The organism is Lysinibacillus sp. NPDC097868 (assembly GCF_044761135.1).
Lineage (GTDB): Bacteria > Bacillota > Bacilli > Bacillales_A > Planococcaceae > Lysinibacillus.
In genome coordinates, this window is sequence record NZ_JBIWBS010000001.1 from 2,835,913 (window position 1) to 2,854,349 (window position 18,437).

The 18,437-nt window shown below is 37.6% G+C and carries 15 protein-coding genes; 2 read left to right on the forward strand and 13 right to left on the reverse strand.

Going from position 1 to position 18,437, the window contains the following annotated elements:
- Positions 1 to 98: 98 nt before the first annotated feature.
- Entirely contained in the window at positions 99 to 1,184 is a 1,086-nt protein-coding gene (locus ACIQXJ_RS14250; RefSeq protein WP_401009080.1) for a bifunctional 3-deoxy-7-phosphoheptulonate synthase/chorismate mutase, read from the reverse strand.
- Between the two features lie 172 nt (positions 1,185 to 1,356).
- On the opposite strand from ACIQXJ_RS14250, the gene ACIQXJ_RS14255 reads away from it, so the two are divergent.
- Positions 1,357 to 3,513: a cell division protein FtsA gene (locus ACIQXJ_RS14255; protein WP_403054642.1), complete on the forward strand. Its 2,157-nt coding sequence runs from the start codon at positions 1,357 to 1,359 to the stop codon at positions 3,511 to 3,513.
- A gap of 205 nt (positions 3,514 to 3,718) precedes the next feature.
- Here the strand turns inward: ACIQXJ_RS14255 and ACIQXJ_RS14260 are convergent, their stop codons facing one another.
- The 9 genes from ACIQXJ_RS14260 to ACIQXJ_RS14300 all read right to left on the reverse strand — a co-directional run bounded on the left by ACIQXJ_RS14260 (position 3,719) and on the right by ACIQXJ_RS14300 (position 13,893).
- Entirely contained in the window at positions 3,719 to 4,231 is a 513-nt protein-coding gene (locus ACIQXJ_RS14260; protein WP_403054644.1) for a YtxH domain-containing protein, read from the reverse strand.
- Between the two features lie 134 nt (positions 4,232 to 4,365).
- The gene (locus ACIQXJ_RS14265) at positions 4,366 to 4,872 is read right to left on the reverse strand and encodes a DUF948 domain-containing protein (RefSeq protein ID WP_401009083.1); all 507 of its coding nucleotides are present in this window, start codon (positions 4,870 to 4,872) and stop codon (positions 4,366 to 4,368) included.
- Positions 4,873 to 4,988: 116 nt separating this feature from the next.
- A complete protein-coding gene (gene murC, locus ACIQXJ_RS14270) occupies positions 4,989 to 6,302 on the reverse strand; it encodes a UDP-N-acetylmuramate--L-alanine ligase (protein ID WP_403054646.1) in 1,314 nt (437 codons plus the stop codon).
- A 222-nt stretch (positions 6,303 to 6,524) separates the two neighbouring features.
- Positions 6,525 to 9,908 carry a DNA translocase FtsK gene (locus ACIQXJ_RS14275; protein WP_403054648.1) on the reverse strand — a complete coding sequence of 1,128 codons (3,384 nt, stop codon included), beginning with the start codon at positions 9,906 to 9,908 and terminating at the stop codon, positions 6,525 to 6,527.
- A 205-nt stretch (positions 9,909 to 10,113) separates the two neighbouring features.
- Positions 10,114 to 10,728 carry a YtpR family tRNA-binding protein gene (ytpR, locus tag ACIQXJ_RS14280; protein ID WP_403054650.1) on the reverse strand — a complete coding sequence of 205 codons (615 nt, stop codon included), beginning with the start codon at positions 10,726 to 10,728 and terminating at the stop codon, positions 10,114 to 10,116.
- On the reverse strand, positions 10,725 to 11,549 hold the full coding sequence (locus ACIQXJ_RS14285) for a DUF1444 domain-containing protein (RefSeq protein WP_403054652.1): 825 nt from the start codon (positions 11,547 to 11,549) through the stop codon (positions 10,725 to 10,727). The genes ytpR and ACIQXJ_RS14285 overlap by 4 nt, the downstream gene beginning before the upstream one ends.
- A 73-nt stretch (positions 11,550 to 11,622) precedes the next feature.
- On the reverse strand, positions 11,623 to 12,141 hold the full coding sequence (locus tag ACIQXJ_RS14290; RefSeq protein ID WP_403054654.1) for a hypothetical protein: 519 nt from the start codon (positions 12,139 to 12,141) through the stop codon (positions 11,623 to 11,625).
- Positions 12,142 to 12,235: 94 nt separating this feature from the next.
- Positions 12,236 to 12,757 (reverse strand): DUF84 family protein, encoded by a 522-nt coding sequence (locus ACIQXJ_RS14295; RefSeq protein WP_403054656.1) that lies wholly within the window; start codon positions 12,755 to 12,757, stop codon positions 12,236 to 12,238.
- 59 nt (positions 12,758 to 12,816) lie between these two features.
- Positions 12,817 to 13,893 carry a M42 family metallopeptidase gene (locus tag ACIQXJ_RS14300; RefSeq protein ID WP_403054658.1) on the reverse strand — a complete coding sequence of 359 codons (1,077 nt, stop codon included), beginning with the start codon at positions 13,891 to 13,893 and terminating at the stop codon, positions 12,817 to 12,819.
- Positions 13,894 to 14,059: 166 nt separating this feature from the next.
- Between ACIQXJ_RS14300 and ACIQXJ_RS14305 the strand changes: the two genes are divergently transcribed.
- Positions 14,060 to 14,374 (forward strand): hypothetical protein, encoded by a 315-nt coding sequence (locus tag ACIQXJ_RS14305; RefSeq protein WP_173477578.1) that lies wholly within the window; start codon positions 14,060 to 14,062, stop codon positions 14,372 to 14,374.
- 373 nt (positions 14,375 to 14,747) lie between these two features.
- Here ACIQXJ_RS14305 and ACIQXJ_RS14310 read toward each other — a convergent pair whose 3' ends face one another.
- The 3 genes from ACIQXJ_RS14310 to ACIQXJ_RS14320 all read right to left on the reverse strand — a co-directional run bounded on the left by ACIQXJ_RS14310 (position 14,748) and on the right by ACIQXJ_RS14320 (position 18,426).
- Positions 14,748 to 15,974, reverse strand: a complete 1,227-nt coding sequence (locus ACIQXJ_RS14310; RefSeq protein WP_403054660.1) for a carboxylate--amine ligase — start codon at positions 15,972 to 15,974, stop codon at positions 14,748 to 14,750.
- A gap of 100 nt (positions 15,975 to 16,074) precedes the next feature.
- A complete protein-coding gene (locus ACIQXJ_RS14315) occupies positions 16,075 to 17,103 on the reverse strand; it encodes a PTS sugar transporter subunit IIC (RefSeq protein ID WP_403054662.1) in 1,029 nt (342 codons plus the stop codon).
- A 459-nt stretch (positions 17,104 to 17,562) separates the two neighbouring features.
- Entirely contained in the window at positions 17,563 to 18,426 is an 864-nt protein-coding gene (locus ACIQXJ_RS14320; RefSeq protein ID WP_401009093.1) for a YtnP family quorum-quenching lactonase, read from the reverse strand.
- Between the last annotated feature and the right edge of the window lie 11 nt (positions 18,427 to 18,437).

Genomic DNA, 18,437 nt, shown 5'->3' on the forward strand with positions numbered 1-18,437 from the left:
TGAAATGAAATACCAAGTACAAATAGTACTATTATAGACATTTTTTTGTCACGATATAGTAAACACCGCCTGCTTATTGCGCAAGCGGTGTGAAAAAATTATGCGTGAATTTCGTGATTCTTCATGAATTTTTGTAGCGTTTCATAGAATGCATCAAATGTTGGAATATCCATTTGTTGTTGTGAATCTGAAAGTGCTACAGATGGATCTGGATGCACCTCAGCCATAACACCATCTGCGCCAATTGCAATTGCTGCCTTCGCACATGGTAATAGTAAGTCGCGTCGACCTGTTGAATGTGTTACATCGACGAATACTGGTAAATGTGTTTCTTGTTTTAAAATTGGTACTGCCGAAATGTCTAATGTGTTACGCGTTGCTTTTTCGTAAGTACGAATACCACGCTCACAAAGGATGATGTTTTCATTCCCTTTAGACATAATGTATTCTGCTGCATGAATGAACTCGTCAATCGTTGCTGCTAAACCACGTTTTAATAATACTGGTTTGTTCGTTGCACCCGCTGCTTTTAATAACTCGAAGTTTTGCATATTACGAGCACCGATCTGGATAACATCAATATAATCAAGCGCTTCTTCTAAATGACCCGGTGTTACAATTTCCGTAATAACACCTAACCCATATTCTTCAGATACACGTTTTAAAATTTTAAGCCCTTCTAAACCAAGACCTTGGAAGTCATAAGGAGAAGTACGAGGTTTGTAAGCACCACCACGGATTAACTTTTCACCTTTAGCTTTAATAGATGCAGCAACTGCTGCTACTTGTTCATATGATTCAACAGCACATGGACCAAACACGAAGGATGGTTTTCCTTGGCCGATTAGTTCACCATTAATATTGATGACAGTATCTTCTGATTTCTTCTTACGTGAAACTAGTAATTCTTTCTTTTTATCAGCTTCAAGTTGTTTTAAAGCTGTTTTAAAGATTTGTTTAAAAATATAATCAACCGTCATTTGGTTTAACGGACCGTGATTGTGTTCTTTAATTAGATCAAGCATGTGTCGTTCACGCAATGGATCATAGCGATTAACACCTTGTTTTTCTTTAATTTTACCGATTTCATCTACTACAGCTGCACGTTCGTTAATTAGACGAAGAATTTCTAAGTTTAACCCGTCAATCTGACTACGTAAGCTTTCTAAATCTTTTTGGCTCATGCTTCTTGCTCCTCTCCCCATGACAGACACTTTCAGAACTCTGAAATGTATGTTACATTTTTAGATATTAGCATCATTATAATCAATGTTGTTCAGAATGTCACGCATTTTTAATTTAGCGCTTCAACTCGCTAAATTATTTTGAGTTATTTCAAGGAAGGAAGCGATTACATTGAGTTCAAAATTATTTGCACTTGATATCGGTACACGTTCTGTTGTTGGCATTATTTTAGAGGAAGATAATGATCATTTTCATGTACAAGATATTTTAGTAAAAGAACACAAAGAACGGGCCATGGTAGATGGTCAAATACATAATGTCATGTATGTGGCTGAATTGATTAATGAAATTAAACAAGAGCTCGAAGACAAGCATGGGCCCTTATCAAAAGTAAGTGTCGCTGCTGCAGGTCGTTCTTTAAAAACAGAGCAGGCAAGCGTGTCCATTAATATTCGTAACCGCCCCATATTCACTGAAGAAGATATTAGCCGTTTAGAATTACAGGCAGTTCAACAGGCTCAGCAACAGCTCCTACAGCATAAAGAGGATGCCAAAACCAGTCACTATTACTGCGTTGGCTATTCTGTTCTTTATTATCGTTTAGATGGTGAAGAAATTGGTAGCCTTCTTGATCAGCAAGGAGACGAAGCACAAATTGAAGTCATTGCAACTTTCCTTCCACGTGTTGTAGTTGAATCCCTTATTGCCGCCTTAAAACGTGCAAATTTAGAAATGGGTGCACTAACACTAGAGCCTATTGCTGCAATAAATGTTCTAATACCACCTACAATGCGCCGTCTAAATGTTGCACTTGTCGATATTGGAGCTGGTACGTCAGATATTGCCATTACCGATAAAAGTACAGTAGTTGCATACGGTATGGTGCCAACAGCAGGTGATGAAATAACAGAGGCACTCAGCGACCATTATTTACTTGATTTCCCAGTGGCTGAAGAAGCAAAGCGTCAACTGCACTGTGCTGAGGAAATTTTAATTCAAGATATTTTAGGCTTTGACCAATACTATCCAAAAGCAGAAGTGCTTACAGCAATTGAGCCTGCTGTTAAACAACTTGCTAAGGCAATTGGAGAAGAAATATTGCGCCTTAATAATCGAACTGCTCCCAAAGCTGTGATGCTCGTAGGTGGAGGTAGTTTAACACCTAACCTTACAACGGAGATTGGCTTAGTACTGGATTTACCAGCAAATCGAATTGCCGTACGCGGTGTCGATGCCATTCAAAATTTAACAAAGGAAGAGCATATTAAAGCATCTCCTGAGTTAGTAACACCAATTGGCATAGCAATTGCTGCAAAGAAAATGCCGATACAATATATGAGCTTAACAGTAAATGAACAAATTGTACGTCTTTTTGAATTAAAAGAAATGACGGTTGGAGATGCATTTTTAGCTGCCAATATTCGGGCTAAACAATTATATGGCAAGCCAGGCCATGGATTATCTATTAGTGTTAACGGACAAGATATTTTCATACCTGGTGGCCACGGTCAACCAGCAAAAATTTTAGTAAACGGTCAACCAGCCTCTACAAAAACAATTATTAAAACAGGCGATGCCATTCAGTTAATAGAAGGTCAAGATGGTCATCCGGCCACTGCTACAGTAAGAGATATTGTTGATCAAGCGGTAACTAAAACAGTAACAATTCAAGAAACAAAGTATGTGATCGAACCAAAAATTACTGTCAACGGTTCCCCAGTATCAATGGATGCGGTGTTAAACGATCGTGATATCATCGTGTTTGAAATAGCTGAAACGGTAGAGGATATATTTAAATCCACTAACAATAATAATTTGTTAACACAATTCGAATCTTTTGTTGTTTATGTCGATGGAAAGCCATTATATTTACCAACGTGTTCAGCACAACTACTCATTAACGGTAAACCAAGTAAACTGGCATTTGCTGTTCAACATAACGATATCATTACTTTTTCGCAACCATCGTTACCAACTGTACAGCGAATAGCTGATCATATGAATGTTTTACTTGAGGATAAAATCATCATTCATTTCCAACAGGAGCTATTAGAGCTGAAAAAAACGACGAATGAAATGGTTGTTAACCAGGCAGTTGTTTCACCACTCTCAACCGTTCCCAACGGTGCGACAATTGCCATTCATGAAAAAGATCGAAGTCCTTGGATTTACCAGGATGTTTTCCGCTTCTCAAATTGGCAACTACCTACGACATTTAAAGGTAATTTTACAATTCTGCGTAATGGGCAACCCGCAACATTTGATACAGAAATCTTCGGTGGCGACCAACTTGAAATAGTCCTTGAAGATGCACCTTTATCATTATAAAAAGGTATATCGCTAGTTGTTGGTAGCGAAGGCGGTGACTCCTGCTCAGAACGCACACAGTGTAAGACGTGGGTATTCCGAAGGTTGTGGCTTACAATGTGCCCGCAGAATGCAACCGCCGTAGCGGACAAACTACGGCATAAAAAAAGTGTTAGATTGATTGCAATCAATCTAACACTTTTTCTTTAAGTCCCAGCTTTTTTACTTAAGCACGAACCTCTTGTGCTTTATCTTCATCAGTTTGTTCAGTTTGTTCCGCTTTTTCTGGAACTTCTTCTTGTTCTGATTTAGCATCATCAACAAAGTCCTCAAGTGGCTCTTCCCCTTCGAAAGAGACAGTACCATCATCAAAAACAGTTGGTGCTTTTGCAGTCTTAAGCGTCTTAACTTTTTCTACCAATTGTGAAGATTGCTCTTGAATTTGTTTTGATAATTGCACTGTTTTATCCTTAGCTGTTGATGATAAATCAGCACTTTTATCTTTTAAATTAACAGCTTGCACTGCCACATCACTACGTAAATCTTTCCCTGATTTCGGAGCTAATAGTAAACCTGCAGCTGCACCCACTATACCCCCAACTAAAGCGCCAATGACGAAATCTTTCATATTTACACGCTCCTCTTCATAGATCGAATCCTGCGAATTATAAAGCTGTGGCAATGTACTTTCTAGTTGTTGTTCTTTCACTTCGTTAAAGTTTGGCTTTTGTGTAGTCATGGACAATCCCTCCCATTTTATAATCTAATGCGCCTAGACGTATGTATTTCCACTTGTACGTGTCATACAATAAAAATTGCCTAAGGCTTTATTTATATTCAGCTGGCATAAAGAAAGCACCTGCTAAATAATAATTATTTTTTGCGACCCCATTTTCTTTTCGGCTTGTCCGCCTGAACTTCCTCAAAACTATATACGTCCTCAGGCATTATTTCTGGTGCCTGCTCGATCACTTTACGCTTCTTCCATTTATCTGCAATGCCCATTGCGACATTACTCCACTGAACAACTTGCGCAATTTTTTCTTCGTTCTGTTCAACACTTTTTGAAATAGATGACGTAATTTGCTGTACTGAAGCATTTAAACCATTTACAGAGTCACCCATTCCTTTCACCGCATGAACTACAGTATTTAACTGTTCAGATTTTTGTTGAATATCCTCGGCTAAGCTATTTGTTTTAATTAACAAAGAAGTCGTTTCACGTGTAATCCCTTCCATTTGTTTCTCAATGCCTGCTAATGTGCCAGATAAACTGTTAAGAATTGACTTGAGTGAAAATAACGTCATACCGACGCTCACACATAAAAATAAAAAACCGATCGCTGCTATTATTGCTGCAATATACAAAATGACTTCCATAAATAGACCTCCTGCTAGTAATAATTTCTCTCTGTATACTATTACTTACCTTATCTTCGACAAATAAAACTTAAATCCTTCTCATATTTGAGAAAAAACAGCTTATTCCTTGCGGACTAAGCTGTTTCGTTGCTTTTAAGTACATCTTCAAAGGCATCTTGGAACTTGTGAACATCGCCAGCACCCATAAATAAAAATACTGCGTCTTTATGCTTTGTTAACACATCAATACCTTCTGTCGTAATTACAGCACTCCCGTCAATAAGAGAAGCTAAATCCTGAATTGAAAGTGCACCTTGTGTTTCCCTTGCAGAACCAAATATATCACATAAGTATGCTGTATCAGCCAGACTAAGGCTGTCTGCAAAGTCCTGTAAAAACGCTTGGGTACGCGTGAATGTATGAGGCTGGAATATCGCTACTAATTCACGTTCAGGATATTTTTGTCTAGCCGATTGAATCGTTGCACGAATTTCTGTTGGATGGTGTGCATAATCATCGATTAAAACATGATCCCCAATATTCGATTCTGTGAAACGTCTTTTTACACCTTTATATGTGTTTAAACGTTCTTGAATAATGTCAGATGAAATACCCTCATATTGGCAAAGTGTAATAACAGCTAATGTATTCAACACTGCATGGTCGCCAAATAATGGGATAAAGAAAGTACTATAAAATTCATTGCGCACAAAAACATCAAAAGTTGTGCCTTCAGTTGTTTTTTCAACATTACGTGCCTCAAAGTCATTTTCAGCTCCAAACCCGTAATAAACAACAGGTACTTTCGCTTGAATACGTTGTAGATGTTCATCATCGCCACATGCGATAATCGCCTTTTTCACTTGTAATGCAAGTGATTGGAAGGCTGCATACACATCTTCAATATTCGCAAAGTAATCTGGATGGTCGAAATCAATATTTGTCATCACTGCATAATCAGGATTATATGCTAAAAAGTGTCGACGATATTCACACGCTTCCATCACAAAGAAGTTAGCATTTTCGTGGCCTGCACCTGTACCATCACCGATTAAATAAGAAGTTGGTTTATAGCCGCCTACAACATGTGCCATTAAGCCGGTTGTAGAAGTTTTACCATGTGCGCCTGTAATGGCGATCGATGTGTAATTGCCAATATACTCACCAAGAAATTTGTGATAACGAATAATTTCAACACCGATTTCTCGTGCTCGGACTAATTCAGGATGGTCATCAGGAAAGGCATTCCCTGCAATTACTGTCATACCTTCTTTAATATTATCCGCATTAAATGTGAAAATTGGAATATTTCGTTCACGCAACGGCTGTTCCGTAAAGAAATATTTATCAATATCTGAGCCCTGTACTTGTTCACCAGCATCAAATAAGATTTGTGCAAGCGAACTCATGCCAGAACCTTTAATGCCTGTGAAATGAAAAACTGTCATTAATTAAACCCCCCGGGAAATACAAAATCCCATCTATCATCTATTAGGTGTATCGTATTTTGCACTAGGTATTAATACCTTTACACGTACAGAAAAATACGTACTATGTTAAAACATCTTGTCTATTATAGCACTATTTATGCACAAGGATAAATGTGCAACTTTTCTAAAAAAACTAATTTTGACGAAAGTCAGATAATCTTTACGAAAACACTGCAATTCTTATTCAAACATAGCAATTAAATCTTGCTCGGTAATATAGCTTTCACGTGGTTTACTGCCTCTTGCCTCCGACACAAAACCATGCGATTCCAACATATCAATTAATCGTGCAGCACGATTATACCCAATATGATACTTACGTTGAATAAGAGATGTAGAGGCTCCACCTTGCTCATATACAAAACGGCAAACATCCTCAAACAAATCATCTTGCTCTGCCGAAACTTCTATTTTCTTTAAAAGTTCCTCTTGGTCGAATATATAATCCGGTTCGCCTTGCTCACGAACATGATCGATAATCGATTCGATTTCGTCATCTGTAACAAACGTACCTTGCAAACGTACTGGTGCAGACATGCCATTACCTAAATAAAGCATATCTCCTCGTCCCAATAATCGCTCCGCTCCCTGCCCATCTAATATTGTACGCGAATCAATTTGTGAAGATACCGCAAAGGCAATTCGTGTTGGGATATTGGATTTAATAAGACCTGTTATAACATCTACAGAAGGTCTTTGTGTTGCAACAATTAAATGTATACCACAAGCACGTGCCTTTTGAGCAATACGACAAATCGCTTCCTCGACATCAGCAGGCGACATCATCATTAAATCTGCTAACTCATCAATGACAATTAAAATATACGGTAATTTTAAACTATGCTCATTATTTTTATCTGCTAAAGCATTATAACGTGTAATATCACGTGCACCTGCATGAGCAAATAACTGATAACGTCGCTCCATTTCCTCTACTGCCCATTTTAACGCTGCTGTTGCAGCCTTTACATCCGTAATGACCGGACTGACTAAATGAGGAATATGATTGAATGGAGCAAGCTCTACCATTTTTGGATCAATCAGCATTAGTTTTAATTCATGTGGTGCAGCTTTATATAATAAACTAACCAAAATAGAATTGATACAAACAGACTTACCTGAACCGGTCGCCCCGGCAATTAAGCCATGTGGCATTTTACGTAAATCAATCGTGACAGGCTTCCCTGTTAAGTCTAGACCTAATGCCGCTTCTAGTGGTGAATCGGAATCGAGGAAAGAAGCGCTATTTGTCACTTCCGATAAACGAACAGCACGAGATACTCGGTTAGGAATTTCTATTCCGATAGAGCTTTTTCCTGGAATCGGCGCTTGAATTCGAATGTCCTTTGCAGCTAAAGCAAGTTTCAAATCATCTGCTAAGTTACGAATTTTACTTACTTTTGTACCATGACTTACTGTAATTTCAAATTGAGTTACCGCTGGACCTTGCATAATCGATTCAATTTGTGCTGACACTTGGAAATAAGATAGTGCTTCAACTAGTGTGTCCCCTTGTTGCTCCATCCACTCTGTATCTTGTGTTTTTTCCTCAGGCGGCTCTAAAAATTCATCCGTTGGTTTTTGATAAACATGAATAGGCTTTGGAGGTATAACTTCATTTTCTATAGCTTCAACATCAGAAATTACTAATACATCAGTAAGATTTCCCTCGACTTTTTCAGGTTCTTCAATGCGTTGAATTGCAATGGTTTCTTCTGTTTGCTCGGCAAGTGGTAAGTCATTGTGCACAAACGCTTGTGCTGTATTTTCTTCGATTAGCTCAGCTTCTATTATTGGATTTTCTGCTTGTGGTAAAGCATTTTCTTCAATCATTATTGCTGGCTTAATTTCACTCGGTCCATCTTCAATCACTGAAGTTTCTTCTTGTGACAAAACATTTTCTACAAACAACATTGGTGCTGATTCTTCTTCCATTGACTCAGCTTCAATACCTGTAGTTTCTACTTGTGGTAAAACATTATCTACAAATGTTGTTGCTGCAATCTCTTCCAGCGCCTCAACTTCAACCGCTATATTTTCTTTAGTTGGCAAATGTGTCATTGTTGCTACAGGTGACATCGTAATGACAGAAATATTTTCTGTCTCTGCCTCTCCCGGTGATGGCTCTTGATTTGATTGCTCTACTTCAACAATAGGTGAAGGTGTTGGTTTGTCTTCTGACAACGCTACAGCTTCATAATTATCGCGAGTAAACGCACTCTCAGTTTGCTTTTCTTCTGTAGTTGTTTTTGATATCGCTTTTAGTTGCTGTGAAATTCGCCATTTCTCTTTATCTGTTTTTAACATTAAAACATTAAATGGAATGCGACTCTTTTCTTGCTTTATAGATGGTTCATCTACTATTTCTTGATTGATCTCTTCATTAGTTGGCTGGACTACTGTCACTTCCCCAATATGAATCGTAGAATTCTCAATTTGTAATTGTTCCACAACTACTTCTTTCACATGAATTTCTGACTGATCAGCAGAAAGTTGCTCGACAGCAAGTTCTTGCTGTACCGCTTCCTTAATTTGATCTTCAAAATTCACTGCAAATGATGTCGTTTGTGGTACAGATAGCTCCAAATTATCATCATCCGGTATTTGATTTTGCGCCTCAGCTACAACTTCCTCAAATGTAATTGGTTGCTTTGATGTTTCTTCCGTATTCACTTCATCCGTTGATTGGCTTTGCTCAGTTGCTTCAACTTCTTCAAATGTAATCAGTTGCTTTGATGTTTCTTCCGTATTTACTTCATCCGTTGATTGGCTTTGCTCAGTTGCTTCAACTTCCTCAGTTGCACGTGGTTGCTTCGATGGCACTTCGATAGAGCGTGGTATCTCAAGCAATTCACGGACATCAATGGAGGATTTGATAGGCTCTTTTTCTTCTAGTATATTTTCAATAGGCTTATTTGTTGTCGCTTCTTTTGCAAACTTAGCCACAGAAGGCATTTCGGCTTCCTGTTCTTCCTTCCGTTTATTTAATAACTGCTCGATTGGGCTTGGTTTTGCAAAGCCATAAACTGGTGAAGGGACATCCGTGGGCACAAAACGTTTTCGATTCTGTGGTAAAATGTCTTCCACTTTACTTTCCTGTTTCACAATTGGCTCTTTTTGAACAGGTTTAGCTTCAACTTGAGCATCGCGAAAAACCATACTTGCTTTAGTTGGATATTCTTGCTGCTTAGGTTGACTTCGTGTAGTCGTCGTTCTGCCAGTTCGCTTCGAACGATTTTCTAATAATTCACGAATACCAGATACCTCTATATCGTAAACACGAGAATCTGCCATTTTATGATTTAAATGTTTTGGTAATGTTAAATCCTCAATATGTCCATATGAGTCATCCATTTGATCAAACACGTCTCTTGATTGTGATGCTTGAGGCATATCTTCTTCATCATCAATTAAAGGGAACCGAAAAGTTTTTTGTCTCGTAACCGATGTTTCATTTAACGGCTGTTGGTGATCTGGTTGTTCCTCATACTCCTCATAATATTCATCATATTCATATTCATCTCTATTTAAAATTTTTTCAATTTTCTTTTTAAACCAATTCACGTTGTTTCACTCATTTCTCTTACACTTCATTTATAGCATTGTTTTAGTTTTCAATAATTGACTATTAAAACTAAGTTCAATGTCCACATAAAAAAGCATACCATAAAAATGATATAGAAACTTGTATTTATAGGCCCGATCTAGACAAAAAATCGTTATACCACCAGCTATTGGTAGTCTAACGATTCTTTTACAATTTATATAATTATCGAGTTGGTGTTTCAAACGCGCTACCAACTACAGCATCCTCAGGTAAAACTAAAATACCTTTTTCAGATGGCGCATTAGGAATGGCTAATTCACGCGCTGAGCATAACATGCCAAATGAATCAACTCCTCGTAAATTCCCTTCTTTAATAAGCATTCCAGAAGGCATTACAGCGCCAATTTTAGCAACAACTACTTTTTGACCAGCATCAACATTCGGTGCACCACATACAATTTGGAGTGTTTGTTCACCTACATTTACAGTACAAATATTTAATTTATCAGCATTTGGATGCTTTTCTTTTGTTTCTACGTAGCCTACAACGAATTTTGGTGTAAAATCTACATCAAGGCTAATCGCAGCGCCATTGCTTTCAATAGCGGCTTCAAGTTGTGCTACAAACTCTGGTGTAAGCTCAACATTACCTTGCGCCTCTACTTGAACATACTTGCTCGCATTGAATAAGTTAAATGCTTTTACTTCCCCTGTTTGTGCTTCTTTTAAAATTGCGATATCGCCAGCACGTACTACTTCTGTTTTTACAATCGCCTCTGTTGCCAATTGTACTAATAATACGTCTCCTACATGCTCTTTGTTGTAAAATACATTCATTGTTTCTCTTGCTCCTTTTTTACTCTGTTTTTTGCTAGTATAAAGATTGGTTCAAGCTCCCCATCTTCATAAATAAATGATAATGACGTAATCGGTACTGTCCCTACAGCAAAGAAATGCATCGTCATCTGTGCTAATACATCATACCCTGTTTCATTACGAATATCACCTAGTATTAACACATCTTGATGAGGTACAGATACAGTCATATCCCCTTCAATTTTTGCTCGCATTTCTTTTAAAAAGTTGTCGTTTAAAATACGACTGGCATCGTAGCCGTCATTTGCATTAACAAAATAAAAGACATTTCCTGCTACTTCATCTTTTTTATAAACGGTTGGTAGCTGCTTGACAGAAAATCGTGCCATCTCTCGAATTTGTTCCACTGTTAATTTTAGTGCTTCTAACATCGATTCATCAATAAAGCGATACGTTTTTCCCAAATCAAGCGCATAGAAAATACGTGTTTCTGCAGTATGATCTGTAGTGATAAATGCATGTCCTTCTTTTGAAGCCTTCGGATACGATGTTGCACGAATAACCGGATAAATTTGCCCTGATTCTTTGAAGCCTCTCTCTTGCTCCTGCTCCATCGCCTTAAAAGTTTGCTCAATCGTGTAGACAACTTCTTCAACAGCTGCCTCGTGCTTTTCATTATATTTTGCTAAAATACCTGGTAAAGAGAGCTCCATCCCTTTGCCTATTTTTTTATGATTCAAGCGTAGTTTATCTTGCTTTTTGTCAAATTGAAAATCAAATTTTTGCTCACTTAACTGCTTTTTTAATAGGGACACAAGTTGCTCTGATTTTATTTGTTTCAATTAGCTCACGTCCTTTCTTCATAATGAAACGGCTCACATAATTTTGTGAACCGCTTTGGTCAAAACTATGCAATTATTTAATCTTAACCGAATGAACGATTTTCGTCATCTCATGAAGATTATTTTCAATATTTTTCACTTGTGAAATGGTTGTCATCTTTACGCCACCACAGCTTACAATTAACTCAAATTCATCTTTGTTATCCGTTTTAGAAACAGCAGCAAAACCGAAAATACCATCTTTTTCATAGGTAGTTTCATTAATGACTTTTTTTGAGCTATCTTCTTTTAGCAAATTATAATAGAGTTTACTATTTGCTTTTTCACGATCATTGATGAAAAGAATATAGGAATCCATTCCTTTTGATATTAAAATATTATAAGCATCTGAACTATCATCAATTTTAAATTTTGACGGTAAAAACAATTGTACATGACCAATTTTGTCGGTATATGCTGCTGGCTCTTCTGCAAATACCGTTTCCGTTAATTGAAGTCCACTAGCAATTTGTTCATCAACCGATTGATTACAGCCAGAAAGGCCCAATAGTAAAAGCATTAATCCTAGTGCTTGTAGCCATACACGAGACATTTCTATCTTCCTTTCATTGCTAACTTTTTTCTATTTTAAAAAAATTCTAGATAAGTTGCAACACCACTGCTCCATTCTCACTAGTTCTAAGACACTATTTTTGCGCTAATGTGAACAAATATTGTCCAATAAGCAGCGCGACAATATGCTCAAACATCGTCTGACGAGTCACAATTCCTTGCGTAAAAATACCTACCGCCCCTGCTCCTTGACGAATATCTAATCGCTGAGTGTATCGTTCCATTATAGGACCCAGCTCCTTGCCTGCTCTTATTTCCTGGGCAATTTCTTCTGGCAATATAATTTGTGCACCCGCAGCTGTAAACGTAGTACCATCGGCTAATGTAAGAGCTCCCCAGTTACAGATGTACATATCACCATCTATTTCCGTAACGCCACCTTCTAGTCCAAAAGAAAGCATAGCGCCCGTAGCAATCGATGTATTCTTTGCGCGATTAATCGCACCAAGTCTTGTTTCTTCCGTAGTTATTGGTTGATCGGAAACTAGTGAAGGTGCTTTAAAATATGTAAAAGTTACTTTTTCAAAATATTGATTAACAATTGCTTGAACTGACTGGATTTTCGCTTTATTCGTTGTCCCAATAGCTATTTCCATTATAATCCCTCTTTCTTTGCATAGAAAAAGATGCCCTAATAGGCACCTTTTTCTTTTACTTATACATTAGCGCGAATTGTTTCTAATGTCGAACGATCAGCTTTTTTCACTAATTCGACGATTAGTGCTTTTGCTGCAGCATAATCATCAATATGAATGATAGATGCTGATGTATGGATATAACGTGAGCAAACACCAATTACAGCACTTGGTATACCGTCATTAGATGTATGTACACGGCCAGCATCTGTGCCACCTTGTGATACAAAATACTGATAAGGAATATGATTAGATTCTGCTGTATCTAACACGAACTCACGCATACCACGATGTGTTACCATTGTACGGTCTAGAATTCGTAATAATGTCCCTTTACCTAGTTGACCAAATTGATTTTTATCTCCAGACATATCATTGGCTGGTGATGCATCTAAAGCGAAAAATAGATCAGGCTTTATCATATTAGCTGATACTTGAGCGCCACGAAGTCCAACCTCTTCCATTACATTTGCGCCTGAATATAAATGAGAAGCTAATTTTTCATCTTTTACTTCTTTCATTAATTCAATCGCTAGTCCACAGCCATAACGGTTATCCCATGCTTTAGCCATAATTTTTTTCGGATTTGCCATCGGTGTGAATGAACATACTGGAATGATTGACTGTCCTGGACGAACGCCAAGTGCAATAGCATCCTCTTTATTGTCTGCACCAACATCAATTAGCATATTTTTAATTTCCATTGGCTTTGCACGTTCAGCATCTGTTAGTAAATGCGGTGGAATAGACGAGATAACACCTGGAATTGCACCATTTTTCGTGTACACTTCTACACGTTGTGCTAGCATAACTTGGTTCCACCAGCCACCTAGTGTTTGAAAACGAATTAATCCATTATCAGTAATTGATGTAACCATGAAAGCCACTTCGTCCATGTGGCCTGCTACTAGAATTTTAGGGGCATCTGCTACTGCACTATGCTTTACACCAAAAATGCCACCTAAATGATCTTGAATTACCTCATCTGAGTACTTCTTTAGCTCAGTTCGCATAAATGCACGCACCGCATGCTCATTGCCCGGAGCGCCAGGTAATTCAGTTAATGTTTTAAATAATTGTAATGTTTCCTCATTCATGATGACTCTCTCCCCACGAAGTAGAATTTTCTTCCTTGCTTATTGTATCATAATTATTTCAGAAGTCGAAATATTGATACATTTCATGAAAGTCCTTTACAATGAACGTGCTTTCCTTCTTTGTGCTATGCTAAAATAGAGCTATAGGAAAAGGAGGAAATTACCCATGAAATTACGTGATTTTTTAATTGGTGTTGCAACAGGCCTCGCCGCGGCAGTCATTATTAAAGAAGCTAGTGAAAAAGTTTCTCCGTATGTACCCGCAGGACAAGTACTTGAAAACATAAAAAAGGAATTTAAAAAGGATTCGCCAATAGACGGTTCTTGGATTTTCATGAAAACTGACAATTTCACAAATGGATTTATGACTATCCCTGTTTATCGTGGCGGTATTTCACGCATGCACGAGGGTGAAATGCAAACATTCGAGTTCGCTGCAGATGCACGCTCTGGCGTTGTCGTAGAATTGACTGAAGTCTAAACAAAACAAGTTAGAATAGCATGTGGACATTATGATGTCTCCACATGCTATTTTTTATAACGACATAAATTTAGTGAGGGGCTCGCTACTGGCAAGGATTTAATTGTTGCTTCGCGGAATTAGTTTCTTGCTTCGCGGAATCCTCTCCTTGCTTCGCGGAATCCTCTCCTTGCTTCGCGGAATTCACTCCTTGCTCCGCGGAATTCACTCCTCGCTCCGCGGAATTCACTCCTTGCTTCGCGGAATTCACTCCTTACTTCGCGGAATTCACTCCTTACCTGCACGTATCGGAAATCAATCCCAGTAGTCATTCTTCAAGCATTTTCTACAATTTAAAAGGAGGTATATGTGTTATACCTCCTTTTAATCAATCTTATTCTTCTAGACCTTTATTATTAAAATACTTTTTATATTTTCGATAATAATTTAAATTATTTAGTGTAAGTTTTACCCAGCGCTTTGCATTCATGTCCTTATTAAAGTAAAGAGAATTTGTATACTTCCCTTCACGAATCAATTTTTGCGCTTCAAGCTTAAGCTTTTCGTTTGATGCGTATTTGAATAACACGCCTTTCGGAATAATCATCCATAAATGCTGGTCCTCTACATAAGTTAACTGTTGCTCGATATTTAACATATGGTCATCCGCTACATATTTCATTAAATTATGTCCGCTTGCTGTTACATAATAGCTTGAGCGGCCGTTACGTAAATTAATTTCGAATAACTTATATTGTTTATCGCGTATGTCGTATTTCATATCGAAATTAGCAAAGCCTGTATAGCCGATATCCTCTAAAAAGTGGCGTACTTGGTCCATGAGCTCTTTATCGTATGTCGTTACGATTGCTGCATAGCTTCCAATACCTTCTGGCGAATGCTCCTCTAAAATCGGGTTACCTAGGCACATTAGCTTCACTTTTCCGTCTTTTCCTACATATGCATTTAACACGCGCATATAAGAATCATCACCAGGGATGAATTCTTGAATAATCATTGTATCTTGATAAGTGGAGCTATAAATAGCTTTTAAAATTGCACTTTTTTCCGCTTCATCATGTGCAACAAACACCTTTTTCTTCCCTGGGAATTTACATGCCCAATATTCTACTGAATTCGAAGCTTTTATAATTATTGGGTAGTTAAAAGGTGGCGTGAAGTTTTCATAGTTTTTCGCAGTCACGGTTGTTGTACCCGGATATTTAAAGTTGTACTTCTCACACATTTTATAGAAATTCTCTTTTAATAAAATTTCATCCATTAATGTTTCATCAATATATGGTACTGTAAAATGCTCCTGTAGTGCAGGTTTGTTTTTAATGATGAGCTTTGCATAATCATCGCCACAAGCAAGTAGCAGTAATTTTTTATCAGCATATTGTTTTGCGATTTGAGCAAGTGCTGGTGCAAAAACGTCCTGTTCATTTAAACGATCAATTTCTTTAAAATCCAAAATATGGCTATCTTGTGTTGCTGTTAAATGTGAACGTCCTAATACAAGTGGCTTAATGCCATATGCCTCATAAAATGCTCGTGCCATGCCGTATGCATTCATATCTGATCCTAATAATACTGGTAAAAATGGTTGCTCCGTTGCCATAATTTATTTCAACTCTCTTTTGTGTTTTAGTATAGCTTTTAGTGTATCATATTTTCCAAAATGTTCACGAAAAAAAAGCCCCCAAACGGAGACTTTTCAATTATTCATAATGCACCTTATAGTCTTCAGATGTAATCCATTTCAGTTTCAACGAAAAGATTCGTAGTAAGACAACATTTAATAGAATCGGTAGAGCGATAAATAACGTAATAGCTATTGTTAGCGTATAAGGAGTCCAACCAACTAAACTTAAATACTTCAACGGGCCAACAAAGCCTCCTAAACCGAAACCAGCGCTGTATGGTGTACCTACAATTTCAAAGAGCCCTGCTAATGCGCCTAATATTCCCGCAGTAATAATCATCGGGAATGCTATTTTTGGCTTCATGAAAAAATTACGCATTTGAATTTTTGCAGATGCAACATGGGCAATGGCAGTACCAATATTATTAGCCTTATAACTTGCAATACACATACCTACACCAGATGCACAAACACCGAGATTCGCTGCACCCGCACCGATGCCTGATAACATAATTACTGTCGCTACACCTATTGTAGAAATTGGTGAAATAATTAATATTGAGAAAATCATAGCAATTAGTGAGCCCATCACCACTGGCTGTAACGTTGTTAAATGCTCAATAATAAGACCAACATATCCTGAGCCTGTACGCACATAGGGTAAAAGGGTATTCCCAATCAACCCAGGTACAAACATAGCAAGTGCAGGCATTAATAAAAGTGTAAAGTCTTTAAGCTTATTACCTAAAAATTGCACAAATAACACAGCTAAAGCTGTCGTAATCCCAATATTAATAACAACACCAATACCGGCAATTGTAATGCCTGCATCAGAATCAATTGTATATACACCGCTACCGACAAAAGCAGCTAGTCCAACGCTACATGTTTGGACAGGTGTTAATTTAAAGCAAATTCCTGTCATGACACCAATAATAACTGGTAGTAGACTCATAGCTAATACGGATGTATTCAAAATGATTTCTAACTGGGGCACATAGGGGATTATTAATTTTAATATCTCACCTACTAATGCATTCGGAATTAAACAAACAACTATCCCCATGCTCATACCAGTCAGTACATTATTGATAAAATTTTTCATTGTATTTCATTTCCCTTCTGTCAATCTAACGCTCTTTGATGTTATCTCAGTATATTAATATTAGATTAATCAGTCAATATGTAATATTCAGAATATTACATGTTGAAAATGGTAAACAGCATATTATATCACCAGTAAGAAAGTAGTCGTTTTCAAATAGCTGAATAATGCAAAAAAATATTTTGAAATACCAACAAAAAACACAGACTTTAGATAAACTCAAAGAAATCTTTAGTGCGGACGCTTTCTGCGGGATCAGCACAGTAGAAAATCCATTTTTGAGGCGCACCGCCACAAAAATTAGTTGGAGCCATGAATATGGAAAGGGAGTATCTGGAACGAAAATCAACGGTTTCATACTTTTTTAAATGAATAAAGCCTATAGACAGCCCCACACATTTGGGGGCTTGCCTTTAGGCTTTAGAAGTGCTTACGCATTAAGTCAACGTGTCTTATTGTTTAAAATGTAATAACAGCTTGTCTGCTACGTTCTAACTTATCAACAATTTCCTTGCCAGTCTCATCCCATTTAATCATACGGTAATACGCATCATGGTAGAAAATAAAACTGTAGCCGTTTGCTAAAGCTTCTTTCATAAGACGTTCTTTGGCAAATACACTCGTCATCGGATAATCATCATATGCTAAAACCCATAATGGATTTTGGTGCGCATGTGTTGGCATAATATCTGCCATATGCAACATAACTTCACCATTTTGTGTTAACTTAATAATAGCATGTCCATCACTATGTCCACCTGTGTGAATCATTTCAATGCCAGAAGCCACCTCTAACGTACCTTCATACGTTTCGACTAAATGCTGAACAGGCTCCCAATTTTCTTTCCAATACGTATTCTTAGAGCGAATATTCGGCTCACGCATTTCATCCCATTCAATTTTTGTTACATATATTTTTGCATTAGGGAATGTAGGGACTAATACTTCATCTTCCCATTGCGTAAGACCACCAGCATGATCGAAATGTAAATGCGTCATTAATATTGCATCGATATCAGCTGTTGTTAAGCCAAGCTCTTGCAAACTATCAGCTAGAGTCGATTCCTCTGTTACGCCATAGTTTCGCAATTGCTTCTCATTTAATTTGTTAAAACCAACACCCGTATCAATAATATAGTTTTTCCCATCATATTGAATTAAGATAGGCTCTGTAGGTAATTCGATTTGATTGTTTTCGTTTACTGGATATTTGCGTGACCAAAGTGGTTTTGGTACTACGCCAAACATTGCACCGCCATCAAGGCAAGTGACACCCCCGTTTAGCCATGATAATGACATATTGTGAAACTGTAACTGATCCATCCATACTCCCC